The following is a 24,954-nucleotide window of genomic DNA, read 5'->3' on the forward strand; positions in this document are numbered from 1 at the left end:
CGAGCCGCATCAGCATTCGCGGCGTGAATGCGGCAGGCGAGGCCACCGTGGGCCTCTATTACGATGAAACGCCGGTCACCGGTCCTTCGGGCACCACGCAGGATTCCGGCGGTGTCGCCGCCGACATGAACCTTTTCGATGTCGAGCGGGTGGAGGTGCTGCGCGGCCCTCAGGGCACGCTGTATGGTTCCAGCTCGATGGCGGGCACGCTGCGCATCATCTTCAACAAGCCCAATGCCAAGAAGTATGAAGCCGCCACCGAAGAGCAGGTGTCCACCACGGCCCATGGTTCGATGGGATATTTCGTCAAAGGCATGGTCAATGCGCCGATCATCAGCGACAAGCTGGCGGTGCGCATCGTGGGCTATTACGAAAAGCGCCCCGGCTGGATCGACAATGTGCTGTTCGGCACCAGGAACATCAATGACAGCTCCAATTGGGGCGTGCGCGGGTTGATCGGCTATACGCCGGACGACAAGACGACGATCACGGGCACCGTCTCCTATCAGAAGTCAACAGCCAAGGATCAGCAGGGCTGGTATCCTTCTGTCGGCCTTTACCAGACCAATTCGCCCACCCAGCTGCCCTTCGACAGCAAGATGCAGCTCTACAATCTGAAGGGTGACCGCGCTCTGGGCTTTGCCACGCTGACGGCGACGGCCAGCTATTACAAATATCAGTTCCTGCGCGCCTATGACTTCACCCCCAGCACGCAGGCCTATGCCAATTCCCCCGCCGCCTGCCCGACCTATTACGGCCAGTCGACCGCCTGCACCGCCGCGCAGTTCAGCGCCTATCGCAGCAATGGCCTCGCCCAGCTTCCGGCCATCGGCTATCAGCCGGCCTATGTACGCTCGCAGAATTACGAAGTCCGCCTCGCTTCTGACGGCCATATGCCCGCCTGGCTGCAATGGACCGTGGGCGCCTATTACGAAAAGCGCCACGACCATATCGACAGCCAGACCGTCAGCGCCGATCCTGCGACAGGCGCGGTCTATCAGCCGCTGCGCTATTTCTCCTACCGCTATGTCGAGACCGATGAGCGGCAGGTCGCCGGTTTCGGCGAGGTGTCGCTCAAGCCGCTGCCCGGCCTGACCGTCACCGGCGGCGCGCGCTACTACGACTATCAGAAGACCACCAGCGGCCAGTCCTATCTGGGCAGCGTCTACACCGGCAGCATCGCCGCGCCCTACACCGCCGTGCAGGCCTCGGCCAATGGCTGGCTGGAAAAGGCCAACATCAGCTACAGGTTCACGCCGCGCATCATGGCCTATGCCACGGCCTCCAAGGGGTTCCGTCCGGGCGGGGCGAACAACATTCCGGTGCTGCCCGCCAATCTGCTGGCCTATAAGGCCGACAGTCTGTGGAATTATGAGATCGGCCTGAAATCCAGCTGGCTGGACAATCGCCTGATCGTCAACGGCGCCATCTTCGATGTGGAATGGAGCAATATGCAGACCGCGGCGCGCACCGCCGACGGGCTCTATTCCTTCCTCACCAACGCGGGCAAGGCGCGTATTCGCGGCGGCGAGGTGGACATCACCGCCAAGCCGATGCGCGGCATCACGCTGACGGGCGCGGCGGGCTATTCCGATGCGCGCCTCACGCAGGACCAGTCCAACGCGGCGGTGCTGGTGACGGCCTCGACCGGCAAGGCGGGCGATCTGATTCCCAACACGCCGGCCTGGACGGCGTCCTCCTCGGCCTCCTATGACTGGGCGATTAGCCCGGCGCTGAACGGCATGATCCGCGCGGATTTTGCCTACACCGGCGCGATGCAGTCGACCTTCCGCAAGACCGATCCTTATTACACCGCCTATGGCAATTACGCGACGGTCAACCTGCGCGCCGGTGTCGAGAAGGACCGCTGGGGCGTCTACATCTTCTGCCAGAATGTGGGCGACAAGGTCGGCAATGTCGGTGTCAGCAATGGCTATGGCTACACCGGCCTCACCTATTCGATCCAGCCCCGTACCGTGGGCATCAATCTTCATGTCGGCATTTGAGGACAACATCCATGCGTAAGACCATGCTTCTGCTTGCCGCCGCTCTGGTGGCTTCGCCTGCCTGTGCCCAGACCTTCGATGCCGTCGCTGCCAAGGCCCGCATCGATGCCAGTCTGGACAGGAACTATCCCGAACTTGATGCGCTCTACAAGGACATCCACAGCCACCCCGAAGTCGGCTTTCAGGAGGAGCGCACCGCCGCGCTCCTCGCTGGGAAAATGCGCAAGCTGGGTTTCACCGTCATCGAGCATGTCGGCAAGACCGGCGTGGTGGCGATCTACAAAAACGGCCCCGGCCCGGTGGTGATGGTGCGCACCGAACTCGACGCGCTGCCGATGGAGGAAAAGACCGGCCTGCCCTATGCCAGCAAGGCCCAGCAGACGGTGGACGGCAAGCTGACCTACACCGATCACGCCTGCGGGCATGACAGTCATATGGCCTGGTGGGTGGGCACGGCTCAGGCGCTGCTGGCGATGAAGGACCAGTGGCATGGCACGCTGATGTTCATCGGTCAGCCTGCCGAGGAGATCATCTCGGGCGCCAAGGCCATGCTGGACGATGGTCTTTTCACCAAATTCCCCAAACCCGATTACGCCTTTGCCGCCCATGTCGGGCCGACGCCGCTGGGTGAGGTTTCTGTGAAGCAGGGCGTGGTGACTTCGGCCTCGGACACTTTGGCGGTGACCTTCCATGGCGTGGGCGCGCATGGTTCGATGCCCGACAAGAGCATCGATCCCGTGGTGATGGGCGCGCGCTTCGTGGAGGATATCCAGACTGTCATCAGCCGCCAGAAAGATCCCCAGAAGTTCGGTGTGGTGACGGTGGGCGCCTTCCAGGCGGGCACAGTGGCCAACATCATTCCCGATCATGCCGATCTGCAACTCTCGCTGCGTTCTTTCGATCCGGACGTGCGCAAGCTGCTGAACGAGGGCGTGGCGACCACGGCCAAGGCGGTGGCGGATATGTCGCATGCTGCGGCGCCCGATGTGGTGCATAAATATGGCACAGCCTCGGTGCTGAACGATGACGCACTGGCGGCGAAGGCGGCAGGCGTGCTGGGCGCGGCGATGGGCGCGGATAAGGTCAAGCTGGAGCCCGCCACCAAGCCGGGCGGTACGGGCAGCGAGGATTATTCCGAATTCGTTGCGGCGGGCGTGACGAAATCGGTGTTCTTTGGCGTGGGAGGCACCGATCCCAAAATGATCGAGGCTTACAAGGCGCAAGGCAAGCCGCTGCCGGTGAACCACTCGCCTTTCTTCGCACCGGTGCCGGAACCGGCCATTCGCGCCGGGACGGAAACGCTGGCGCTGGCGGTGCTGATGGTGACGGCCGCTTCAAAACCCTGATGGGTCAGGCGGGTTTCCGCGAAGACGGAAGCCCGCCGTCTCAGCGCTGGGTAGCAAGTCTGAAAACAGATTGTTTGATTGTGTGGGAAGAAATTGAATGGTTCGATGTCATAGTTGCAGATCCGCCCCCGCTCGCTGAACTGTTCTTCCGGGAGCCGGACATACCAAAGTCTCCAGCAGGCGGGACAACCGTCAAGGCCCATGGTCCCCGACATATCAGCAGCTGCTAACAGGGAGATGCCGGGATCAGCTTTATGCCTCCTGTGTCAATGGTTGCCGATCCAGCTCAAAACAGGCTTGCCTATGGGTCGCCTGCTTGCCACCGGTGTTGGCCATGCGCAGTGATATGACCACCTCGGCCCAGCCCATTCTCTACAGCTTCAGGCGGTGCCCCTATGCCATGCGGGCGCGGTTGGCGCTGTCGATCAGCGGGGTGCCTTTCGCGCTGCGCGAGGTCAAGCTGTCGGCCAAGCCTCAAGCCATGCTCGATGCATCCCCCAAGGGCACGGTCCCGGTGCTGATGCTGACCGACGGCAAGGTCATCGACGAAAGTCTGGAGATCATGCGCTGGGCTCTGATCCAGCATGATCCGGAAGGCTGGCTTGAGCGTGATGACGAGCAGCTGGTCGAAACCAATGACGGCGCGTTCAAACACGCTCTTGACCGCTATAAGTACCCGCAGCGCTACGATGACGATCATCTTGACCATCGCGCATCAGGGCTGGCGTTTCTGGAAGAGCTGGACCAGCGTTTGCGCTCGGCGGCGCAGCTGTGTGGCGCGGAGCGGGGCTTGACGGATGCGGCGATCATGCCTTTCGTGCGCCAGTTTGCCGCTGTCGAGCCGGACTGGTTCGCCACTCAGGCTCTGCCTCATCTCAAGGGGTGGTTGGCGGGCCATCTGGCATCTGATCTTTTTCAGCAGATCATGACGCGGTTCGCGGTCTGGTCGCCCGATGATGCTGTGGCTGGCATACAGGGTGCCTGATCCTGCGCAGCGTCTTGGCATGGCGGTCATCAGGTTTCGGCAAGACGGCGTCGCCTGCCGCCAGCCCTTTGTTCAGAGATCAACCCGCATCATCCGGGCAGGCCCGCAACGGTGCGGGTCGACGCCAGATAGACCTAGGATACATCCCTCTTCCGGCCCCGTTTGGGCCGCAGCGCATCGCGCATGGCGAAGCTGGAACTGATCCGCGTCACCCCCGGCAGGCGCGACAGCACCTCGCCATGGATTTCCTCATAGGCGGCCACGCTCTCCATGCGCAGGCGCAGCCAGTAATCGACATCCCCTGTCATCAGGAAACATTCGCGCACCTCCGGACATTGCCTCACGGCATGTTCGAAGCGGGAGAGATAGTCCTCGGTCTGGCGGTCCAGCGTAACCTGCACCACGACATCGACGCCGCGGTCTTCCTCCTCCTCGCGCCCCATCACCACAGTGTAGCCGGCGATGACGCCGCGGCTTTCCATAATCCTGATGCGGCGCAGGCAGGCCGAGGGCGACAGCGACACGGCCTGCGCGATTTCGGCATTGGGGCGGCGGCCATCCATGCGCAGGATTCGCAGGATCGCGCGGTCGAGATCGTCGAGGGTGGATGGCATGATCTGCGGATATCTCGCATAGATGGTGTTTTAGGCAGGGATTTTTAATCGATCATGCGGCTGTTTCGCAACTTATTTGAATGGTCGTGCGATACAATGACCCCGAGAAGGGGATAGCGCTATGATAGGCGGGGCACGTCTGACGATCGATCTGGAAGCGCTGGCGGCGAATTATTGCCTGATCCGTGATGCTGTCGCTCCGGCGCAGGTCGGCGGGGTGGTCAAGGCCAATGGCTATGGGCTGGGCGCGAGCGTGGTGGCGCCGGTGCTGATCGCGCAAGGGTGCCGCCATATCTTCGTGGCCGTGCTGGGCGAGGCCGAGGCGCTTGCGCCAGATCTGCCGTCGGGCATCAATCTCTATGTCCTCAATGGGTTGATGCCGGGCACAGAGGCGCATTGCGCGCAGCTGGGCGCCATTCCGGTGCTCAATTCGCTCGATCAGATCGCGCGCTGGTCGGCGCAGGCTGCCGTGCTGGGCCGCCGCTTGCCTGCCGTGCTTCAGGTCGATACCGGCATGTCGCGCATGGGCCTGCCTGCCGATGAGCTGGAGAGTCTGCTGGCCGACCCCGCCCTGCTCGATGGCATCGAGCCAAAACTGTTGATCAGCCATCTGGCCTGCGCCGACGCCGCCGATGATCCGGCCAATACCCTGCAAGCCGGGCGCTTTCACGAGATCGCCCGGCGTTTTCCCGGCCTTCCGCTCGCGCTCGACAACAGCGGCGGGGCCTTTCATGCGCGGGAGCATTTCGATCTCGTGCGCGCCGGGATCGGGCTCTACGGTGGCGCGCCGCATGATGGTCCCAATCCGATGCGCCCGGTCATTGCGCTGGACGCTGCCATCGCGCAGCTGCGAACCATCCCGGCAGGCGCGGGCGTCGGCTATGGCCTGACCTTCCATACGGAGCGCGAAACCAGAATTGCCACCATCCCCGTCGGTTACGCCGATGGCCTGCCGCGCTGCCTTGGCAACAAGGGCGCGGCATGGATCGCGTGCGTGCGTGCGCCCATCGTCGGGCGCGTGTCCATGGACAGCATCACCCTCGATGTCACCGATGTGCCGGAGGCGGCGCTCTATCCCGGCGCGCCCGTCGAGCTGATCGGCCCGCATCAGAGCCTCGACCAGCTGGCCACCGACGCTGGCACCATTTCCTACGAAATTCTCACCCAACTTGGCCGCCGCTATCAGCGGGTTCTGCTGCCCGCGACCGGCGCCGCCACCACCCGGAGCATCGCCCCATGAAAATCGCCATTCTCGGAAGCGGGGTGATCGGCGTCACCTCGGCCTGGTATCTCGCTCAGGCCGGGCATGAGGTGGTGGTGATCGACCGCCAGAGCGGCCCCGCGCTGGAAACCAGCTTCGCCAATGCGGGGGAGATTTCTCCCGGTTATGCTTCGCCCTGGGCCGCGCCGGGCATTCCGATGAAGGCGCTGCGCTGGCTGATGATGGAGCATGCGCCGCTGATCCTGCGTCCCAGGCTGGGCATGGCGATGCTGCGCTGGCTGACCGCCATGCTGGGCAATTGCAATGCGCGCGATTACGCCATCAACAAGAGCCGCATGGTGCGCCTGGCCGAATTCAGCCGCGACTGTCTGATCGCGCTGCGTCAGGATCAGGGCATCGCCTATGACGAGCGCAGCCAGGGCACGCTGCAGCTGTTCCGCGAGGAAAAGCAGCTTGGTGGCATGGCGAAGGATATCGCCGTCCTCAAGCAGGACGGCGTCCCCTTCGAGGTGTTGGATCGCGCGGGCTGCATCGCGGTGGAACCGGGGCTGGCCGCCAGCGCTTCGGATATCGCGGGCGGGCTGCGCCTGCCCAATGACGAGACCGGCGACTGTTTCAAATTCACCAATGCGCTCGCGCAACTGGCCGAGGCGCAGGGTGTGCGTTTCCAATATGATACCGCCATTCACGGGCTGGTGGAGCAGGGCGGGCGCGTCACCCATGCCCGCACCAGCAAGGGCGATGTTGCCGCAGATGCTTTTCTTGTCGCCATGGGCAGCTTCTCGCCGCAGCTGGTGGCGCCTTTGGGGCTGCGTCTGCCGGTCTATCCGGTGAAGGGCTATTCGCTGACCGTGCCGATCGCCGATGCGGAGCGTGCGCCGGTTTCGACCCTGCTGGATGAAAGCTACAAGGTGGCAATCACCCGGCTTGGCGATCGCATCCGCGTGGGTGGCATGGCGGAAATCTCCGGCTTCAACAACAGCCTGCCCGAAGCGCGCCGCGCCACGCTGGAACACAGCTGCGGCACGTTGTTCCCCGGCGCCGGTGATCTTGGCAAGGCCAGCTTCTGGTCCGGCCTGCGCCCGATGACGCCAGACAGCACGCCGGTGATCGGCGCCACCAAGATCCCCAACCTCTTCCTCAACACCGGCCATGGCACGCTGGGCTGGACGATGGCCTGCGGGTCGGCCCATGTGATCGCCGATCTGATGAGCGGCCGTCGCCCCGCCATCGAAACCGCCGATCTTGCGATCAGCCGCTATCGCGCATAGGCGCGGCTTACACCATCTCCATCGAGGACCAGTTCATGACCATCACCCGCATCGATCAGGGCCCGCGTTTGAGCGAGGCCGTCATCCATGGCGACACGATCTATCTGGCCGGGCAGGTCGGCACGCCCGGTGAGAGCGTCGCTGCGCAGACCAAAGAGGCGCTCGCCGAGATCGAGGCGCTGCTGGCGCGCACCGGCAGCAGCAAGAACCATCTGCTTCAGGCCACCATCTGGCTGGCCGATATGGCCGATTTCGAAGAGATGAATGCGGCATGGGACGCCTGGGTTGCCGATTGCGCCCCGCCCACCCGCGCCACCGGCGAGGCGAAGCTGGCCGATCCGGGCTATAAGGTGGAAATCATCATGATCGCCGCCAAAGCTAGGCCGTAAATCTCAGGGTGCTAAGCAGGTTAGCTACGCCCCCAAGAAAATTGTGTCATAAATCCTGACATATGCTCAAATCTAGGATCAGGACTCGTTGATCACAGCCAGAAGAGCACGTTGGCGGCCAGCGTGAGGGTGGAGAAGAAGAGCGTCGGGCAACGCCATAGCGATGGTGGTTATGCTCGGGTAAGAGGCTTCTCATGTCGAGAACGAGCCGCCTTTTTGAACTCATCGCCATTCTGCGTGCACGCAGAATGGCAGTCACGGCGCTTGAACTGGCAAGCGAACTTGGTGTCTCGCAGCGGAGCATCTATCGAGATATCGAAACAATGCGCTCGCTAGGAGCGCCCATTGAGGGGGAAGCGGGCGTTGGCTATTGCCTGAGGCAGGGGTTCTTCCTTCCCGAGTTTGCCTTCTCACCCGACGAACTGGACGCGCTGACGCTGGGGCTGGCGTGGGTGCAGCAGCGGGCCGATCCTGCTTTGGCGCGCTCCAGTGAGAGCGCATTGGCGAAAATCCTGTCCGCGAGAAGCAATGCTGCCGAGACAGGCGGGGGGGCACCAGCGCTCGCGCCAGCTGCTTCGGCGTCAAGGCGTGTGGACCCGCCAGAGGCCGCTTTGTTGCGCGATGCCATCCGCCGGCAGCGCAAGGTAGACATTCGCTATGAGGACGCCCACGGCGCCTTGTCGGACCGCACCATCTGGCCGATCGCCATTGTCTATTTCGACGAGGTTCGCATCCTGGCGGCCTGGTGCGAACAACGATCGGCCTTCCGTCATTTCCGCATCGATCGTCTTAACCTGAAGGCGGTTTTGCAGGAGCGATACCCCGGGCGTCGCCAATCGGTCATGGTGCGCTGGCAGCAGCAGGATCGCGACTGGCGCTCGCTGCTGACAGTTTCTGACACGCAAACAGACTATGAGGTGCAGCACGCTTCCGAGCGAAGTGCCACATCGAAGGAAATTTGAATGGTTGCCCTGTCCCCTGTCGCCCTCGAAGCGTTCTTCGCCGAACCGGACGATGCCCCTGTCGTGATGCTCAACCTCATCCGCTTCCAGCCGGATGGCGGCCGTGATCGCTATCTGGACTATCTGGGTATGGCCAAGCCGATCCTAGAGCGCTTCGGGGCGAAGATCTTGTTCGGCGGCGATGGCCTTGCGGTCCTGACCGAAGGGCAAGCCGAGGAATGGGATGCCGTTGTACTCGTCCAGTATCCGCAACGCTCCACGTTCAGGGACATGGTCGCGGATCCGGACTATCAGGTCGCCTTCAAGGTCGGATCTTCGGCCATCGCGGACATCGTGCTGCAGCCGCTGAAGCATATCGGTGGACTGGTTTGAGCGTTTCAGGCCGGAGCCAGCGTAAGGATGCTGGGCTCAGGCCCATTATTGGTCGCTGACGATGTAATTCAGGCTCCGCAAGGAGACTGAGCATGAGCGCCTGTATTGGCTGACGGATGAGCAGATGGCGCGTCTGTCGCCCTATTTTTCCAAGAGCCCCGGCAAGCCCCGGGGAGATCACCGGCGGGTGTTGAGCGGGATCTGTTCGTCAATCGTAACGGCCTACGCTGGCGTGATGCTCCTAGGGAATACGGGCCACACAAGACATTGTACAACCGCTGGAAACGGTGGGGCGCGATGGGCGTGTTCACCCGGATGATGGAGGGACTGTCCGTCCAGAAGGCTGAGCCTCAACCTATCTCAAGGCCCACCGCACGGCTTCCAGCCTTGGCGTAGAAAGGGGGGGGCTTGGGTGCCTGATCGGGCGGACCAAGGGCGGCATGAAGACCAAACTTCATGCCGTCCCCGATGCCAACCACCGCCCTTTGAGCTTTTTTATCGCGGCAGGCCGGATCAGCGATTACACTGGTGCCGCGGCCTTGCTCGATGACCTCCCCAAGGCGCAGTGGATGCTGGCCGACCGGGGTTATGACGCCGCGTGGTTCCGGGATGCGCTCGAGCAAAAGGGCATCAAGCCCTATTCCGGGCCGGAAATCTCGCTCCATGCCCGTCAAATACGACAAGCGCCGATGCAAACGGCGCTTGCCGCATCGAAATCATGTTCGGCCACTTCAAGGACTGGCGCCGCGTCGCGACCCGCTACGATCGCTGCCCGACGGTCTTCTCCACCCTCCGCGCTGGCCGCCACCGTGCTCTTCTGGCTGTGATCAACGAGTCCTGGCCCTAAATCCTTTTTCTCGCTCATCGTATCGATGGGCTTAGCTAAGACGAGATCGCAGAGCGCAACCTTGAGCTGCTTCCTGCGGGGAAGACCTTACTGGCTGGCCAGCACCCTTGGAGAGCTGGCGGAAAACGGAATCCCGCGCTCAGGGTTGATGGTCGGGTTTGCTGTGGAAACCGGAGCGGCGGCTTTGAGAACCGATAAATATTATAGCTGACGTTGATTAAGATTGCCTGCGGGTGTGAGCTTATTCCCCCCATCGAACCGCGATCTGGTTGGCGCGCTCGATCATACGGTGCATGTGTCGCTTGGCGATCACTTCGGCGGCATCGGCATCACCGGCCAGTATGGCCCGCGCTAGATCGAAATGGTCATCCAGATTGACCAGCAGTTGCTCCGTGGTCAGATCGCGGAAATATATCTCGTAGAGCATGGGAATGTTCACCTGATCCATCAGGTCGCCAATGTCGGTGATGCCCGACATGTCATTGACGGCGCGGTGAAAGCGGCCATTGTCCTTGCGGTGCAGCATGGGGTCGCCGCGCTGGCGTTCCGCCACGATGTCGTCGATCAATTGTGCGACAATCTCGCGATGCCCGGGCTGATCGATGCGTTCGGCGGCGGCGCGTGCGCCCAGCCCCGCGATCGCGCCGCGGATGCGAAGCATATCAGTCACCTCCTTGGAGGTCGGCCGCGACACCATCGCCCCCCGGTTGGGTTCGAAGCGGATGTAGCGATTGGCCTCCAGGCGGCGCAGCGCTTCGCGGATGCTGCCGCGCCCGACGCCGAATTGAGCGGCCAGATCGGCTTCGACCAGACGTTCCCCGGGGCGGTATTCTCCAAGGGTGATGCGCCGGGAAATTTCCTCCACCAGCGTCAGGGCCAGGGTGCCTCCGGTTTTTGGTGATTGTGCAAAGTCGCGATCGGTCATGATTTCCCCTCGTTATACGTCCTCTAGCCACTTTGTACGACAATCTCAACATTCGTCCTTGACGCGAATCAAAGTGTACGACAATCTTTCGCTCATGACGGCGATAATCGCGGATTAATGGCGATCGCTGAGCTATATTGTGCGACATTGTAGGGGGTGACCTTGGCCATCGAACCATGGAAATGGGTCGATCGTGAGCATGGGCTTGTCGATCGCCGGATCTTCTCGGATCAGGAAATTTATGATGCGGAGATGGAGCGTATCTTCCGCCGCACCTGGCTCGCCCTGGGCCATGAAAGCGAGATTGCCCAGCCCAACGACTTCTTCACCACCTGGATGGGCGCCGACCCCGTGATCGTCACGCGCAGCGGAGATGGCATCAAGGTGCTGCTCAACATGTGCCGCCATCGCGGCGGCACTGTCTGCCGCACCGATCGCGGCAACGCCAAACTGTTCCTGTGCCCCTATCATGGCTGGTCCTATGGATCGAACGGCGCGCTCAAGGTCGTGCCGGGGCTGGAGACGGATTACCGTCACGGCATCGATCCGGCCGATTGGGGCCTGTTCGAAGCCCCTCGGGTCGCAACCTACAAGGGCCTGATCTTCGCCAGCTGGAACCCGGATGTGGAGCCGCTCGAGGAGTTCCTCGGCGACGCCACCTTCTATCTCGACTGCATCCTCGACCGTGTCGAGGGCGGCACGGAACTGGTCGGCGGCATGCGCCGCTGGATCATCCCGACCAATTGGAAGCATGCGGCCGAGAATTTCGTGGGCGACAGCTACCATGCCGCCGCGACGCACACCTCGATCATGCGCGTGCCGGGGCTGGAAGGCGCCGGGGGGCGCGTGAAGAAGCCCTTCGGATATCAGGCTGCGCTTCAGAACGGTCACGGCGTGGGCATGTGGCTGGCCGATGAGGAGGATGCCCGGGGCGGTTACGGCCATCTGGCCGGTGTCGACGATTATCTTCAGACCATCGAGGATCAGTTGGTCACCAGGCTGGGTGAGTTGCGCGGCAAGCGCCTGACGCCTGTCCACGCCACGATCTTCCCCAACTTCTCGATCGAATTCCCCTTCGCCAGCCTGCACATCTGGCACCCGCGCGGGCCGCTCAAGACCGAGGTGCGCGATCTCACCCTGGTCGACAGGGCGATGCCGCCCGAGATCAAGGAGATGCTGCGCCGCCATTGCATGCTGCGTCAGGGCCCGGCGGGGACGTGGGAGCAGGACGACATGGATAACTGGTCGCAGACCACCTATTCCTCGCTCAGCCCGACCGGGCGCGGCCTGCTGGCCAACTATCAGATGGGCATGGGGCATGAGCACACCAGGCCCGACATTCCCGGTCGTCTCGACAACAAAAGCTCCGACATCAACCAGCGCAACATGTACACGCGCTGGGCCGAGTTGATGGCGATGGAGCCGCCGGCGCCTGCTCAGGTCGCCGCCGCGTGTCGCCCCGGCAAGGAGGCCGGCCAATGAGCGCGGACTTTCTCGCCCGCCTGACGCTGGCTCATGAGGTGGAGCAGTTCCTGTATGAGGAAGCACGCCTGCTCGACACACAGGATTACCAAGGCTGGCTCGCCCTGCTGACCGATGACATCCATTATTGGGCGCCGGTGGTGGAAAGCCGCGAGGCACGCCACCGGGCCGGGCATTACATCGCCGCTACCGATGAATCGGCCTATTTCGACGACACGCGCGCCACGCTGGGCATGCGGGTCGCGCGTCTGGGCTTTCCAGGCGCCTGGGCTGAGGTGCCGCCATCGCGCATGTCGCGCCTGATCGCCAACATCCAGCCTGGGCCGGAGACCGCGGAGGGGATCGCGGTCCGCTCCACCTTCTTCCTCTATCGCTCGCGGCTCGAGGTGGAGGAAGACGTCTATCATGGCGCGCGCGAGGATGTGCTGCGCCGGGTCGACGGGCAGTTGCGCCTGGCGCGGCGCAAGATCGTCTTCGCCCAATCGGTGCTGACCGCCCGGAGCATTACAACTTTCCTTTAAGAACAAGACAAAACGATCTTGCGGGAGAGATCGGAGACTATCAAGCAGAGGGCAATAACAATGAGGAACCTGTTTCACAGTCATAATGTTCGCCTGTCGTCCGGGGTTGCAATGACGACGGCGCTGGCCACCGCTTTCCTGGCCCCCGCTGTTGTGGTGACGCCAGCTTTCGCTGAAACCGCCACCCAGCCCGCCGCCGCGCCGGAGGCTGCCGTTGGCGAGATTGTCGTCACCGCGCAGCATCGCGAGGAAAACCTGCAGAAGGTCCCGATCGCGGTCACTGCGCTGGGGGGCGCCGCGTTGCGATCGATGGGGCTGAACCGTTCGACCGACATCGCCAAGCTGACGCCGGGTGTGTCGATCTCCGCCAGTTCGGGCGGCGAGAACGCGCAATATACGATGCGCGGCGTGACGCAGAACGACTATTCGCAAATCGCCGAGGGCCCCATCGCGGTCTATCTCGACGACAGCTACATTCCCAATCTGCAAGGGCAGAACTTCGGCTTCTATGACATGGAGCGTGTCGAGGTGCTCAAGGGGCCGCAGGGCATCCTGTTCGGGCGCAATGCCACCGGCGGCCTCGTCAACTATGTCATCGCCAAGCCGACCGAGCATCTGAGCGGCTATGCCAATGCAACCTATGGCAGCTATGGCACGGCGCGCTTCGAGGGCGCATTGAGCGGCCCGTTGAGCGACACGCTGAGCGCGCGCGCGTCCTTCCTGTTCGACCGCAACGGCGATTACTGGCGCAATGTGGCCGGGCAGAGCACGACATCGACCGTGTCGCCCTGCTGTCATGACCTTGGGGAGAAGCGCAATCTGGCCGCGCGCCTCCAGCTTGAATACCGCCCCAACAGCGATCTTTCGATCCGCTTCATGGGCTCGATCAACCGCCAGCGCTATTCGAACGCGGCCTATGGCGAAATCGGCAGCCGCGCGGTCACCAATGCGGCGGGCAATGTTACCAACACGGTCTTTGTCCCCACCGACGCGCTCGGTTTCACGCCGCCCGACATCGAAAAGCGGCAGATCGCCTCCGATCTGGCGCGCGACAATCAGGACTATTCCTACAGCAACGACGCCAACATCCATGTCGACTACAATCTGGGCGGCGGCACGCATCTGATCTCGATCACCAGCTATCGCCGCTTCTGGTCGCAGACGCTGTTCGATGCCGATGCCTCGCCCTCCAACTTCCTCAATTTCGGCAGCAAGGGCCACGCGCAGAACTGGTCGGAGGAATTGCGCCTTCAGGGGGCGAGCGACCGCGTGACCTGGAGCACCGGCCTGTATCTGCTCGACATCGTCTCGAACTTCAATGTCGGCCTGCAGGGGCCGGTGAACTCGCTCTATGCGGGGCTGTTCGGCGCGAGCGCCACGGGCATCGATACGGTGAACTTTGCCCATCTCAACGACCGCTCGGGCTCGCTCTTCGGCCAGATCGAATATAAGATTACGCCGACCCTGTCGCTGGTGGGCGGCCTGCGCGGTGTGCTGGAGCATCAGGACTTCGACTATTCGCAGGCGGCCTACACCAATCCCGATCCCTATGTCATCGACACCAATCCGGCCCATTTCCTGTATTCGTTCAATCAGGACTATCACAACAGCCGCAGCGAAAGCCTGTGGTCCGGCAAGGCGCAGGTTGTCTGGTCGCCCGATCATGACACGATGTTTTACGCGGGCGTTAATCGCGGGGTGAAGAGCGGCAATTACAACGTGCTGCTCGCGGGCAACAATCTGAACAATTACACCGTACCCTATGGCGCCGAAACGCTGATCGCTTACGAGGCCGGGGCGAAACTGACGTTCTGGGGCGGCAAGGCGCGCTTCAATGCGGCAGCCTATTATTATGATTACAAGAACTATCAGGCCTATTCCTCACGCGGGCTGGTGACCTATGTGGTCAACAAGCCGGCGCGCAATTACGGCGTCGAAGGCAGCCTGACCCTCAAGCCGGTGCCCAATTTCCAGATCGACATGTCCGGCTCGCTGCTCAGTGCCAAGGTGAAGAATGTGCAGGTGTCGTCCGGGCTTCCCGAACAGACGGTGGACACGCCTTTTGCGCCGCACCAGCAGGCCGCGGTGGTGGCATCCTACACGCTGCCCGGCGCGCTGGCCAAGGGCGACATCATCCTGTCGGGCAACTATACCTATCAGTCGGGCACCTACACCAACAACCAGAACTTCTCGAACCAGTGGATCCCGGGCTATTCGCTCGTCGGTGCCTCGGTCCGCTGGCGTGACCAGACCGGCAAATTCGACCTGAACTTCACCGCCAACAACATCTTCGACAAGCGCTATCTGGTGACGCTGGTCGATCTCACCTCGGTGTGCGGTTGCACCGAGGCGGCCTATGGCACGCCGCAATGGTTCACCATCTCGGCGGGTTATCACTTCTAAGCCCTACGCCGGACATCCGATACCGCCCGCGGGTCGCAGCGGGCAAGGCTCTGCCGGAAGGCTGCCGCAGGAGGGTAAGCACTCCGGCAGAGCCACCTGACCACCGATCAAGAGGAGTACACGCATGGCCGGTTTCGCACGCTATCTTGAGAAAGGCACCGGTCCAGCGGTGATTTTCAACCATGGCACGCTGATGGATGCCACGATGTTCGCGCCGCAAATGGATTATCTGGCGGCCAAAGGCTACCGGGTGATCGCCCAGAACAGCCGTGCCCTGCTCGAAGAGGTGCCCGCCGCGCACAGCCTCGACGATCTGGCCGCCGATACGCTGCGTCTGGCCGACGATCTGGGGCTGGAGCATTTCGTCGCCGCAGGCATGTCGGTGGGGGCCTTCTCGACGATCAATTTCGCGCTCAACTATCCCGACCGCTGCAAGGCGGCGATCTTCATCGACACGATGGCGGTGGACTATCCCGATGCGGAAAAGGAAGCGTTTCGCGCCAAGTTCGACGAGTTGAACGTCGATGGCCCGGTCTCGCGCGCGGTTGCCGAATGGTCGGCCCCCTTCTGCTTCGGCAAGACGACCTATGCCAACAACATGGCGCTGGTGCAGCACTGGATCGACCGCTGGGCCACGCTGATCCCGGCCCGCGCCGTATGGGCGCAGAGCACCAGCTGGACGCATAAGGCCGATTACACCCCGCGCCTCAAGGAGATTGCCTGCCCGGTGCTGATGCTGCATGGCGAGGAGGATGTGCCGCTGCCGCTCGAACGTGTGCTCTCGATGGTGATGGAGATCCCCGACCTGACGATGCACAAATTCGCGAGGGTCGGCCACACCGCCAATCTTGAGGCCCCCGATCTTGCCAATCGCGCGATCGGTAACTTTCTCGACCGCATTCACGGAAGGTAAGCCAGCCATGATCGATCTGTTCGACATCAAGGGCCACGCCATCCTCGTTACCGGGGGCGCGGCGGGCATCGGCAAGGGCGTGGTGATGGGGCTGGCCGAAGCGGGCGCCCATGTCATCGCCTGGGACGTGGCGCAGGCCGCGCTGGATGAAACGGCGGCCGAGGCCGAGGCACGGGGCCTGCCGGTCAGTGTTGCGCGGGTCGATGTGACCGACGAGCAGGCCGTGCGCGCAGGCATCGCGGCGATCATGGCCGATCATGGCCGTCTCGACGCGGCGTTCATCAATGCGGGGATCGCCGGCAAGGCCGGCCCCGCCGCCGACATGACGCTGGCCAACTGGCGCAACGTCCATGCCGTGAACCTCGACGGGGCCTTCATCACCGCTCAGGCAGCGATCGAGGCGATGAAACCGGCGAAGCGCGGCAAGATCGTCTTCACTGCCTCGGTCTGGGGCATTCGCGGCGCCCGGCCCGCCCAGGTCGCGGCCTACATGTCCTCCAAGGGCGCGATCGTCAGCCTGACCCGCCAGCTGGCGCTGGAACTGGCGCCCCATGGCATCAACGTCAACGGCATCGCTCCGGCGGGGTTCCTCACCGCGCTGGGCGCGGGCGAACTGGACCCGTCCTTTGGCGACTGGCTGGTGGGCAAGATGGCGATGGGGCGGATGGTCGGCCCTGAAGAGATGGTCGGCCCGGCGCGCTTCCTGGCCTCGCGCGCTTCTGACTGGGTCACGGGGCACACGCTGCCGGTCGATGGAGGCTACCTTGCCGAATAAGCCGATCCGCTTCGATGGTCAGGTCGTGCTGGTGACCGGCGCCGGGCGCGGCCTTGGACGCGCCTATGCGCTGGATTTCGCCCGGCGCGGGGCGAAGGTCATCGTCAATGACGCCCATCACGGGCTCGACGGCCATGCCGAAAGCGGCGACCTGCCTGCCGACGGGGTGGTCGCCGCGATCCGCGATGCGGGAGGGGAGGCCATCGCCCATGGCGGCAATGTCGCCGATCCGCAGGATGCGCAGGCCATGGTGGCATCCGCCATCGAGCGCTGGGGGCGCATCGATGTCGTGGTCAACAATGCCGGCCAGATGCTCAAGCAGGTCTTTTCGCAGACGCCTGCCGATGAGATGATGGCGCATTTTTCGGTCCATGTGCTGGGCAGCTACCTCGTTTCGCGCGCGGCCTGGCCGCATATGGTGGCGCAGGGCGGGGGCCGCATCGTGATGACCACCAGCCAGGTCGGGATGTATGGGCAGCTCGATGCGGCGGCCTATGGCGCGGCCAAGATGGGTGTGCTGGGGCTGATGCATGCGATGAAGCTGGAGGCCGCTGAGCATGGCATCCATGTCAACGCCGTCGCGCCTTTCGCCCTCACGCGCATGGGCGAGGGCACATTCCCCGAAGCCATGCGGCCTTTCATCGATCCCGCGCTGGTCGCGCCGGGCGTCGTCTGGCTGGCCAGCGGGGACTGCCCTTGGCATGGCGAGGTGCTGATCGCTGGCGGCGGCCATTTCGCCCGCGCGTGCAGCGTCGAGAGCCGGGGCGTGGATTTCGACGATCCGGCAACGCTGGATGCCGAGGCCGTCGAGCTGGCGATCCACCGTATCTCCGACATGAAGGATGCCTTGATGCCCGGCGATGCGTTGGGCGCGGTGGGCGCCACGTTCGAACGATTGGCCCGGCTCGCCGCCGGCTGACGCGACACGATAAACCTGCATCACCGCCAGCACCCCGGCACGGCTGGGGTGTGAGGTTGCGTGCAATCAACAAGGATGAGAGCGATGCGTGAAGGAGCGGACAGTCCGCATTACAGCAGGGAGCGCGATTTCGCGGTCGCCCTGGCTCCGGCGCAACCCGGCTTGCGGCGGATGATCGACCATGGCGTGCCGCTGGCCGACGGGACGCTGCTGTCGGCCAACATCTATCTGCCTGCCGATGATGGCGCGGTGCCGATGATCTGCGCGATGACGATCTATCGCAAGGAGGAGCATCAGAAGCACTACGCGGTCTTCGATCCCATCGCCAACACCCATCTGGGCGTGATGCGCTTCAGCCAGGAGGCCACCTTCGAGGGGCCCGACCCGGCTTATTGGTGCGCGCATGGCTATGGCGTCATTCATGTCGACGCACGCGGCTTCGGCAAGTCTCCGGGCATTGCCAAGCCTTTCTCGCTGGCCGCTTTCGAGGATTATCGCGACATTGTCGAATGGGTGGCCGACCAGCCGTGGTGCAATGGCAAGGTGGCGACCTCGGGCGTGTCCTATCTGGGCACCAGCCAGTATTTTCTGGCGGCGCTGCGCCCGCGCGGCCTGTGTGCGATCAATCCCTGGGATGCGCGAACCGACCGTTTTCGCTCAGACTATCTGGGCGGCATTCCCAACACCTATATGTCGCGCTGGATCTTCGAGAATTTCACGATTCCCTCGCTCAACGACCCGGCCCATGCCGAGGGCATGCGCGCCTTCACCGATATCGCGGGGGCGCCCCGCTTGATAGACGCCCCCTATCATGCCGAAAAGCTGGCGCTGCTGGCTATGCTGCCCGATGTAAGCGTGCCCACGCTGATCGGCGGCTCGATCTCGGATCAGGCCAAGCATACGCGCGATGCCTTCGAGAATTTCATGGCCATCGGCGCTGCGGACAAATGGCTGTACATCCATCGCGATCCCGAATGGGCGGCCTATTACGACGATGCCGGGCTGGCGTTGCAGCGCCGGTTCTTCGACCATGTCGTCAAGGGCATCGATAATGGCTGGGATGAGACGCCGCGCGTGTTCGGCAAGGTCTTTGCCAGCCTGCGCCACTGGGTACCGGTGGCCGGGCCATCCTGGCCGTTGCCGCAGGCGGGGCAGCAGCACTTTCACCTTGGCGCAGATCGTGCGCTGGTCGGAGCGCCGATCTCCGAATCGGCCAGCCAGAGCTACGACAGCACCGGCTCAGGCGAAGGCCCCCAGCGTGCCGAATTTGCGCTGCGTTTCGAGGAGGACGTCGATCTGGTCGGCCATTGCTCGCTGCGCCTGTGGGTGTCCGTTGACGAAGGGGATGACGCGGACCTGTTCGTCGGCCTCAAGAAGCTGGATGCGCAGGGCGATGAGGTGTTCTTCCTGGGGGAGAGCGGCAACAACCCCAATGACATCGTCAGCCGGGGCTGGCTGCGGGCCTCGCATCGCGAACTCTCGCCCGCCAGCACGCCCTTCCGCCCCGTGCTGGCCCATAAGCGCCAGCTTCCCCTCGAACCCGGCGTGCCCGTTGAGGTGACGGTCGAGATTCACCCCACCTCCACCCGTTTCCTGGCGGGGGAAACCTTGCTGCTGGTGATCCAGGGCAGCTCGATCCCGCCTTCGGATGTAGCCATCGGCTTCGGCGAGAAAATCAACCGGGGCAAGCACACCATCCATGTCGGCGGCGAGTGCCCCGGCTGGCTGAGCCTGCCATTCATCACAAGGAAGACCGCCCATGCCGCATGACATCCTGCTGTTGCCCGGTGACGGCATCGGCCATGAGGTGATGCTCGAGGCCGAGGCGATCATTGCCTTTTTGAACGAGACCGGCCTTGCCGATGTGCGCACCGAGCGCGATCTGGCCGGCGGCACCGCCTATGACGCCATCGGCGCGCCGATGAGCGATGCGACCATGGCCAAGGCGCTGCGCTGCGGTACCGTGCTGTTCGGTGCGGTGGGGGGCGACCAGTGGGATCACGTTCCTTATGCGCTGCGCCCCGAAGTGGCCTTCATGCGGCTGCGCAAGGAGATGGATCTCTTCGCCAATCTGCGTCCGGCGATCTGCCCCCCGGCGCTGGCTGGTGCCTCAAGCCTCAAGGCCGAGCTGGTCGAGGGGCTTGATGTCATGATCGTGCGTGAACTGACCGGCGGCGTCTATTTCGGCGAACCGAAGGAGATCGTCACGCTGGAGAACGGCCGGCGGCGCGCGGTCGACACGCAATGCTATGACGAGGACGAGATCGAGCGCATTGCCCGCGTCGCGTTCGATCTGGCTGGCAAAAGGCAGGGCCGGCTGGCCTCGGTCGAGAAAAGCAATGTGATGAAGAGCGGGCTGCTGTGGCGCCAGACCGTCACGCGCATGGGCCGCGAGGATTATGCCGGTGTCGATCTGCGCCACCTGCTGGCCGACAATTGCGCGATGCAGCTTGTGCGGATGCCCAAACAGTTCGACGTCATCCTCGCGGACAATCTGTTCGGCGATATGCTGTCGGATGTCGCGGCGATGGCGGCAGGCTCGCTGGGGATGCTGCCCTCCGCCTCGCTGGGTGTGCGGGATGCGGCGGGCAGGCTGCCCGCGCTGTATGAGCCGGTGCATGGTTCGGCGCCCGACATTGCGGGAAAAGGCATCGCCAACCCCATCGCGATGATCGGCAGCCTTGCGATGCTGCTGCGCCATTCGCTGGAGCGCGAGGATCTGGCCGCCGCGCTGGAACGCGCCGTGTCGCAGGTGCTCGATCAGGGGCTGCGGACCGGGGACATTGCGCCTCAAGGTCATGTCGGTGTTGTTGGCACGCGGGTGATGGGGAGTGCCATCCTCGATGCTTTCCGCGGTGCATGCGAGCGGTTGTAACGCCTGACATCCCGGCCGGAGCGCAAGGGCTTTGCCAGGCCGGGGCCGGATGCTGCCGCCATCTGCGATCGCGGCGAGAACTATGAGGAATGTATGATCAGTTTCACGATTGTCGACCGCGCGGGGCAGGACATGCCGGTGCAGGCTCCGCCCGGCGTTTCCGTGATGGAAGCCATTCGCATGGCCGGGGTTGATGAGTTGATGGCTTTGTGCGGAGGCTGTTGTTCCTGCGCCACCTGCCATGTCTATGTTGAGGGGGCCGAGCTGGAACCCATAACTGGGGATGAAGAGGATTTGCTCGACGGAAGCGAGTATCGCCTTCCGGGGAGTCGCCTTTCGTGCCAGATTCGCCTGAGCGAGGCCGTGGAGGGGATGCGCATCACCATCGCCCCTGAGGGCTGATTGGTTGCGTGAGTGAGGGACGGGGCTGGTGCGGCGACGTAAGCTATGAACAGTCAAACTACCCGCGCTGTCGGCGAAGGGAACTGGGGTGTGAAAGCGGCAAATCTCGATAGGCCTGTGATTCATCGCCTTCGAAGATAGATGTACAACAGGCAGCTTTTAACGCGCGCAATCGGAGCCGCGAATGGCCGTTTTGTCAGCGGGTTCCGCTTCCCGATGCTGCCGGATCAAGCCAGCGAAAGCGCAGTGCTTCGACCAGCAGAGAGAAGGCGGGCGACGGTTGCGTCAAGGCAGGATAATAGAGGTAGAAGCCCGGGAACGGCAGGCTCCAGTCATTGAGCACGATCTCCAGCCTGCCTGCTCGTAGATGGGGTTCGGCCAGATCCTCGGGCAGGAAGGCCAGCCCCAGCCCGGCCAGAGCTGCGTTCAGGCAGGAATAGTTGTTGTTGAAGATCAGTTGCCCGCTGATCTGGACCTTGATCTCCGGCTCGCCTTGCCGTTGCAACTCCCAGGCGTAGATCCGCCCGGACGCCTGGCGCAGGCCGATGCAATTGTGCGCATGCAGATCCGCAGGGCTGTCTGGGCGGCCGCAGCGTTCCAGATAGGTCGGTGATGCCACGGCCACCATCCGCGCATCTGGCCCGATCCGCACGGCAATCATGTCCTTGGCCAGATATTCGCCATAGCGCACGCCCGCGTCATAGCGTTCGTTGATGATATCGATCAGGCCATAATCGGTGATCATCTCGATGTGAATGTCGGGATAGGCTGTCAGGAAATCCGCCAGTTTCGGCAGAAGCAACTCGTTGATGGCATGATCCGATGCGCTGATGCGGATCGTCCCCGCAGGCTTGTCACGCATGTCGTTGACTGCAGACAGTTCCGCCTCGATCCCGTCGAGATAGGGGCTGACCTTTTGGAGCAGGCGCTCTCCAATCGCGGTGGGCGCAACGCTCCGGGTGGTGCGGACCAGCAGCTGCACGCCCAGCCTGTCTTCCAGCTTCTTGACGATCTGGCTCAGCGCGGATTGCGTCAGGCCGAGCTTGCCTGCCGCCCTGGTAAAACCACGCTCACGCGCGACATGCACGAAGGCGGTGATGTCGCTGAGCGTGTCGCGCGCCATTGATTATGATTCCTAATCAGTATCAGAAAATTTAGATGTCTAATAATAGATCATGGATCGCCCTAAACAGGAAGGGAGAATTCAGCCCAGCAGAATGAGGTTCACCATGCCGACATCCGGCAGCAGGATCGCGGCGCCCGCGTGGGGCGGCGTGATCGCCATGGCGCTCTGCGCGACCATTTTGATTTCATCCGAATTCCTGCCCGTCAGCCTGCTGACCCCGATCGCGCATGATCTTGCGATTTCCGAGGGGCATGCCGGGCAGTCGATTGCCATTTCCGGCTTCTTCGCGCTGGTGACCAGCCTGTTTATCTCGACCATCATCGGCGCGGTGGATCGGCGCCGGGTGGTGCTGATCTTCACCGCCCTGATGGTGGTGTCGGGTGTGATGGTGGCCTTGGCGCCCGATGCGGCGGTGTTGATGGCGGGGCGTGCCCTGCTGGGGATCGCAATCGGCGGCTTCTGGTCCATTTCTGCGGCCATCGTGATCCGTCTGGTGCCGCAAGAGGCTGTGCCCAAAGCGCTTGCCCTGCTCAATGGCGGCAATGCGGTGGCCACCACGCTGGGCGCGCCGCTCGGAAGCCTGCTGGGTGGCCTGATCGGCTGGCGCGGAGCTTTCTTTTGCGTCGTTCCACTCGCGGCACTCGCCTTTGTCTGGCAATGGCGCAGTCTTCCCGCGCTTCCCCCGGAAAAGCCGGCGATCCGGGCCCGTGAGGTCTTCGCGCTGCTGAGCCATCGCTCTTTCGCCATCGGCATGATCGCGGTCGCGCTGTTCTTCTTCGGCCAGTTCACCCTCTTCACCTATCTGCGCCCCTTTCTGGACATCGTGACCGGAGGGCGCGCGACGCTGATCTCGGCCCTGTTGCTTGGGCTCGGGGTGGCCGGGTTCCTCGGCACGGTTCTGATCGGCATGGTGCTGTCATCACGCCTCTACAGTCTGCTGATCCTCATCCCGCTGATGATGGCGGGGATCGCGCTCGGGCTGGCCAGCATCGGGGGCACGCCTCTGAATGTTGGCCTGTTGCTGGTGCTGTGGGGATTGCTGGGCACATCGGCGCCAGTGGCGTGGTGGACCTGGCTGAGCCAGACCATGCCGCATCAGGCCGAGGCTGGCGGCGGCCTGATGGTCGCGATCATCCAGCTTGCCATCATGCTCGGGGCGATTGTCGGAGGGCTGCTCTTCGACGCCTGGGGCTATCGCGGAGCTTTCGGCTTTGCGGCGATGACCCTGATCGCGGCGGCGTTGATGGCCTTCGTGACAGCCCGTGTCGCCACACCGTCCCTCTCCGTGCAGCAATCGGCCTGACAACCGACAGCCCAAAATCCGAACCCAGGAACCTGCCATGAAGCACAGCAAAACCACGGCCGAAACCGGCAGCATGAGGATGCGGTTGCCCCGCCGCTTTCTCGCCGCCCTGGCAACCGCAGGAATGATGACCATGAACACCGCCCCCGCCGCCGCGCAGGACATGAGCCACGGCGCCGACAATTTCTACAAGAGCCAGACCGTGACCAGCCAGCGTGTTACCTTCCGGAACCAGTATGACATGGAGGTGGTCGGCACGCTGTTCATGCCGGGCCATTTTGACATTGCCGTCCGCCATGCCGCGATCATCGTCGGCCACCCCATGGGGGCGGTGCGCCAGCAGAGTTCGAACCTCTATGCCCAGAAACTGGCCGAGCAGGGCTTCGTGACCCTTTCGCTTGATCTGTCTTTCTGGGGCGAGAGCGCTGGCGCGCCCAAAAATCTGGTGGCGCCGGAAATCTATACCGAGGATTTCAACGCCGCCGTGGATTTCATGGGCACGCGCGATTTCATCGACCGCGAGAAGATCGGCATCCTCGGCATCTGCGGCAGCGGCAGTTTCGTGATCAGCGCGGCCAAGATCGATCCGCGCATCAAGGCGGTGGCGACCGTGAGCATGTATGACATGGGCGCCGCGAGCCGAGACGGCCTCAACCATTCCCAGACGCTGGAGCAGCGCAAGCAGTTCATCGCTCGGGCCGCCCGGCAGCGCTATGCCGAATTCACCGGCGGCAAGCGGGCTTATGGCTATGGCACGGTGCTGCAGCTCGACAAGGATACGCCGCCGGTTCAGCGCGAGTTCTTCGACTTCTACCGCACGCCGCGCGGAGAATTCACGCCGGAGGGCGGGCCACCGGAGCTGACTACGCGTCCGATCCTTTCGAGCATCCCGCGTTTTACCAACTACTATCCTTTCAACGGCATCGAGACGATCTCGCCGCGCCCGATGCTGTTCATCACCGGCGATCAGGCGCATTCCCGCGAGTTCAGCGAGGATGCCTACAAGCGCGCGGCCCAGCCCAAGGAACTGATCATCGTGCCGGGAGCGGGTCATGTCGATCTTTATGATCGTGTGGGCCTCATCCCGTGGTCGAGGCTGGCCTCATTCTACCGGACAAACCTGAAGGCTGACTAAGTTGTCTCAGGGGTAGGGCTGGCGCTGCAACGTGAAGAATGTTGCAGTGCCAGCCATGCTTTGGGCAATGAACCTATGGTAGCTCTCGACGATGCGACTGCTGGCGCGGAAGGGCAGCTTGGTCAGCGCTCTTCGTCTCGGGTGGCCTTATTGGCCTGCTG

22 protein-coding genes and 1 pseudogene are annotated in these 24,954 nt (G+C 63.1%); 20 read left to right on the plus strand and 3 right to left on the minus strand.

Features of this window, described 5'->3' with window-relative positions; all coding sequences use genetic code 11:
* From SR3_RS23260 to SR3_RS23270, 3 genes are all read left to right on the plus strand, one after another.
* On the plus strand, window positions 1-2,006 hold a 2,006-nt coding region (locus SR3_RS23260; RefSeq protein WP_068091187.1), incomplete at its 5' end, for a TonB-dependent receptor.
* A gap of 11 nt (window positions 2,007-2,017) precedes the next feature.
* Window positions 2,018-3,352: an amidohydrolase gene (locus tag SR3_RS23265; protein WP_068091189.1), complete on the plus strand. Its 1,335-nt coding sequence runs from the start codon at window positions 2,018-2,020 to the stop codon at window positions 3,350-3,352.
* Window positions 3,353-3,686: 334 nt separating this feature from the next.
* The gene (locus SR3_RS23270; protein ID WP_245654065.1) at window positions 3,687-4,337 is read left to right on the plus strand and encodes a glutathione S-transferase; all 651 of its coding nucleotides are present in this window, start codon (window positions 3,687-3,689) and stop codon (window positions 4,335-4,337) included.
* A gap of 134 nt (window positions 4,338-4,471) precedes the next feature.
* On the opposite strand, the gene SR3_RS23275 is transcribed toward SR3_RS23270, so the two are convergent.
* Entirely contained in the window at window positions 4,472-4,951 is a 480-nt protein-coding gene (locus SR3_RS23275) for an Lrp/AsnC family transcriptional regulator (RefSeq protein ID WP_068091193.1), read from the minus strand.
* A 121-nt stretch (window positions 4,952-5,072) separates the two neighbouring features.
* On the opposite strand from SR3_RS23275, the gene alr reads away from it, so the two are divergent.
* From alr to SR3_RS30835, 6 genes and pseudogenes are all read left to right on the plus strand, one after another.
* A complete protein-coding gene (gene alr, locus SR3_RS23280; protein ID WP_068091194.1) occupies window positions 5,073-6,191 on the plus strand; it encodes an alanine racemase in 1,119 nt (372 codons plus the stop codon).
* The gene (locus tag SR3_RS23285; RefSeq protein WP_068091195.1) at window positions 6,188-7,444 is read left to right on the plus strand and encodes a D-amino acid dehydrogenase; all 1,257 of its coding nucleotides are present in this window, start codon (window positions 6,188-6,190) and stop codon (window positions 7,442-7,444) included. Before alr ends, SR3_RS23285 begins: the two co-directional genes overlap by 4 nt.
* A gap of 35 nt (window positions 7,445-7,479) precedes the next feature.
* Window positions 7,480-7,833, plus strand: a complete 354-nt coding sequence (locus tag SR3_RS23290; RefSeq protein ID WP_068091196.1) for a RidA family protein — start codon at window positions 7,480-7,482, stop codon at window positions 7,831-7,833.
* Between the two features lie 194 nt (window positions 7,834-8,027).
* The gene (locus tag SR3_RS23295) at window positions 8,028-8,795 is read left to right on the plus strand and encodes a helix-turn-helix transcriptional regulator (RefSeq protein WP_068091197.1); all 768 of its coding nucleotides are present in this window, start codon (window positions 8,028-8,030) and stop codon (window positions 8,793-8,795) included.
* Window positions 8,796-9,167 carry a DUF1330 domain-containing protein gene (locus SR3_RS23300; RefSeq protein ID WP_068091198.1) on the plus strand — a complete coding sequence of 124 codons (372 nt, stop codon included), beginning with the start codon at window positions 8,796-8,798 and terminating at the stop codon, window positions 9,165-9,167.
* A 124-nt stretch (window positions 9,168-9,291) separates the two neighbouring features.
* Window positions 9,292-9,994 (plus strand): annotated as a pseudogene (locus SR3_RS30835) (IS5 family transposase).
* Between the two features lie 261 nt (window positions 9,995-10,255).
* Here SR3_RS30835 and SR3_RS23310 read toward each other — a convergent pair.
* Window positions 10,256-10,939, minus strand: a complete 684-nt coding sequence (locus tag SR3_RS23310; protein ID WP_068091199.1) for a GntR family transcriptional regulator — start codon at window positions 10,937-10,939, stop codon at window positions 10,256-10,258.
* Window positions 10,940-11,101: 162 nt separating this feature from the next.
* On the opposite strand from SR3_RS23310, the gene SR3_RS23315 reads away from it, so the two are divergent.
* From SR3_RS23315 to SR3_RS23355, 9 genes are all read left to right on the plus strand, one after another.
* Complete coding sequence (locus SR3_RS23315; protein WP_157099066.1) at window positions 11,102-12,421, plus strand: aromatic ring-hydroxylating oxygenase subunit alpha; 1,320 nt, start codon at window positions 11,102-11,104, stop codon at window positions 12,419-12,421.
* Window positions 12,418-12,942 (plus strand): 3-phenylpropionate/cinnamic acid dioxygenase subunit beta, encoded by a 525-nt coding sequence (locus tag SR3_RS23320; RefSeq protein ID WP_068091204.1) that lies wholly within the window; start codon window positions 12,418-12,420, stop codon window positions 12,940-12,942. The genes SR3_RS23315 and SR3_RS23320 overlap by 4 nt, the downstream gene beginning before the upstream one ends.
* Before the next feature lie 111 nt (window positions 12,943-13,053).
* Window positions 13,054-15,345, plus strand: a complete 2,292-nt coding sequence (locus tag SR3_RS23325) for a TonB-dependent receptor (protein ID WP_068091205.1) — start codon at window positions 13,054-13,056, stop codon at window positions 15,343-15,345.
* Between the two features lie 124 nt (window positions 15,346-15,469).
* Window positions 15,470-16,258 carry an alpha/beta fold hydrolase gene (locus tag SR3_RS23330; protein ID WP_068091208.1) on the plus strand — a complete coding sequence of 263 codons (789 nt, stop codon included), beginning with the start codon at window positions 15,470-15,472 and terminating at the stop codon, window positions 16,256-16,258.
* Window positions 16,259-16,265: 7 nt separating this feature from the next.
* The gene (locus tag SR3_RS23335; protein ID WP_068091211.1) at window positions 16,266-17,033 is read left to right on the plus strand and encodes an SDR family NAD(P)-dependent oxidoreductase; all 768 of its coding nucleotides are present in this window, start codon (window positions 16,266-16,268) and stop codon (window positions 17,031-17,033) included.
* The gene (locus SR3_RS23340; RefSeq protein WP_068091214.1) at window positions 17,023-17,952 is read left to right on the plus strand and encodes an SDR family NAD(P)-dependent oxidoreductase; all 930 of its coding nucleotides are present in this window, start codon (window positions 17,023-17,025) and stop codon (window positions 17,950-17,952) included. Before SR3_RS23335 ends, SR3_RS23340 begins: the two co-directional genes overlap by 11 nt.
* An 84-nt stretch (window positions 17,953-18,036) precedes the next feature.
* Window positions 18,037-19,722, plus strand: coding sequence for a CocE/NonD family hydrolase (locus tag SR3_RS23345; RefSeq protein WP_068091217.1), 1,686 nt, complete (start codon window positions 18,037-18,039; stop codon window positions 19,720-19,722).
* Window positions 19,712-20,827: a 3-isopropylmalate dehydrogenase gene (gene leuB, locus SR3_RS23350; RefSeq protein WP_068091221.1), complete on the plus strand. Its 1,116-nt coding sequence runs from the start codon at window positions 19,712-19,714 to the stop codon at window positions 20,825-20,827. Before SR3_RS23345 ends, leuB begins: the two co-directional genes overlap by 11 nt.
* Window positions 20,828-20,920: 93 nt before the next feature.
* Window positions 20,921-21,229, plus strand: a complete 309-nt coding sequence (locus SR3_RS23355) for a 2Fe-2S iron-sulfur cluster-binding protein (protein ID WP_068091223.1) — start codon at window positions 20,921-20,923, stop codon at window positions 21,227-21,229.
* Between the two features lie 196 nt (window positions 21,230-21,425).
* Here SR3_RS23355 and SR3_RS23360 read toward each other — a convergent pair whose 3' ends face one another.
* Window positions 21,426-22,352, minus strand: a complete 927-nt coding sequence (locus SR3_RS23360) for a LysR family transcriptional regulator (RefSeq protein WP_068091226.1) — start codon at window positions 22,350-22,352, stop codon at window positions 21,426-21,428.
* Between the two features lie 106 nt (window positions 22,353-22,458).
* Between SR3_RS23360 and SR3_RS23365 the strand changes: the two genes are divergently transcribed.
* Together SR3_RS23365 and SR3_RS23370 are read left to right on the plus strand one after the other, a co-directional pair.
* A complete protein-coding gene (locus SR3_RS23365; protein ID WP_068091247.1) occupies window positions 22,459-23,658 on the plus strand; it encodes an MFS transporter in 1,200 nt (399 codons plus the stop codon).
* Between the two features lie 133 nt (window positions 23,659-23,791).
* On the plus strand, window positions 23,792-24,793 hold the full coding sequence (locus tag SR3_RS23370) for an alpha/beta hydrolase (RefSeq protein WP_218018880.1): 1,002 nt from the start codon (window positions 23,792-23,794) through the stop codon (window positions 24,791-24,793).
* The last annotated feature ends 161 nt before the right edge of the window (window positions 24,794-24,954 follow it).

This window comes from Novosphingobium rosa NBRC 15208, from assembly GCF_001598555.1.
GTDB lineage: Bacteria > Pseudomonadota > Alphaproteobacteria > Sphingomonadales > Sphingomonadaceae > Novosphingobium > Novosphingobium rosa.

What these genes read in the sequence shown, in the direction of transcription:
- SR3_RS23335 (WP_068091211.1), top strand. Translation starts at nt 16,266, where the DNA reads ATGATCGATCTGTTCGACATCAAGGGCCACGCCATCCTCGTTACCGGG.
- SR3_RS23310 (WP_068091199.1), bottom strand. Translation starts at nt 10,939, where the DNA reads ATGACCGATCGCGACTTTGCACAATCACCAAAAACCGGAGGCACCCTG.
- leuB (WP_068091221.1), top strand. Translation starts at nt 19,712, where the DNA reads ATGCCGCATGACATCCTGCTGTTGCCCGGTGACGGCATCGGCCATGAG.
- SR3_RS23320 (WP_068091204.1), top strand. Translation starts at nt 12,418, where the DNA reads ATGAGCGCGGACTTTCTCGCCCGCCTGACGCTGGCTCATGAGGTGGAG.
- SR3_RS23370 (WP_218018880.1), top strand. Translation starts at nt 23,792, where the DNA reads ATGAACACCGCCCCCGCCGCCGCGCAGGACATGAGCCACGGCGCCGAC.
- SR3_RS23330 (WP_068091208.1), top strand. Translation starts at nt 15,470, where the DNA reads ATGGCCGGTTTCGCACGCTATCTTGAGAAAGGCACCGGTCCAGCGGTG.
- SR3_RS23285 (WP_068091195.1), top strand. Translation starts at nt 6,188, where the DNA reads ATGAAAATCGCCATTCTCGGAAGCGGGGTGATCGGCGTCACCTCGGCC.
- SR3_RS23360 (WP_068091226.1), bottom strand. Translation starts at nt 22,352, where the DNA reads ATGGCGCGCGACACGCTCAGCGACATCACCGCCTTCGTGCATGTCGCG.
- SR3_RS23290 (WP_068091196.1), top strand. Translation starts at nt 7,480, where the DNA reads ATGACCATCACCCGCATCGATCAGGGCCCGCGTTTGAGCGAGGCCGTC.
- SR3_RS23270 (WP_245654065.1), top strand. Translation starts at nt 3,687, where the DNA reads ATGCGCAGTGATATGACCACCTCGGCCCAGCCCATTCTCTACAGCTTC.
- SR3_RS23265 (WP_068091189.1), top strand. Translation starts at nt 2,018, where the DNA reads ATGCGTAAGACCATGCTTCTGCTTGCCGCCGCTCTGGTGGCTTCGCCT.
- SR3_RS23295 (WP_068091197.1), top strand. Translation starts at nt 8,028, where the DNA reads ATGTCGAGAACGAGCCGCCTTTTTGAACTCATCGCCATTCTGCGTGCA.
- alr (WP_068091194.1), top strand. Translation starts at nt 5,073, where the DNA reads ATGATAGGCGGGGCACGTCTGACGATCGATCTGGAAGCGCTGGCGGCG.
- SR3_RS23345 (WP_068091217.1), top strand. Translation starts at nt 18,037, where the DNA reads ATGCGTGAAGGAGCGGACAGTCCGCATTACAGCAGGGAGCGCGATTTC.
- SR3_RS23325 (WP_068091205.1), top strand. Translation starts at nt 13,054, where the DNA reads ATGACGACGGCGCTGGCCACCGCTTTCCTGGCCCCCGCTGTTGTGGTG.
- SR3_RS23355 (WP_068091223.1), top strand. Translation starts at nt 20,921, where the DNA reads ATGATCAGTTTCACGATTGTCGACCGCGCGGGGCAGGACATGCCGGTG.
- SR3_RS23275 (WP_068091193.1), bottom strand. Translation starts at nt 4,951, where the DNA reads ATGCCATCCACCCTCGACGATCTCGACCGCGCGATCCTGCGAATCCTG.
- SR3_RS23300 (WP_068091198.1), top strand. Translation starts at nt 8,796, where the DNA reads ATGGTTGCCCTGTCCCCTGTCGCCCTCGAAGCGTTCTTCGCCGAACCG.
- SR3_RS23365 (WP_068091247.1), top strand. Translation starts at nt 22,459, where the DNA reads ATGCCGACATCCGGCAGCAGGATCGCGGCGCCCGCGTGGGGCGGCGTG.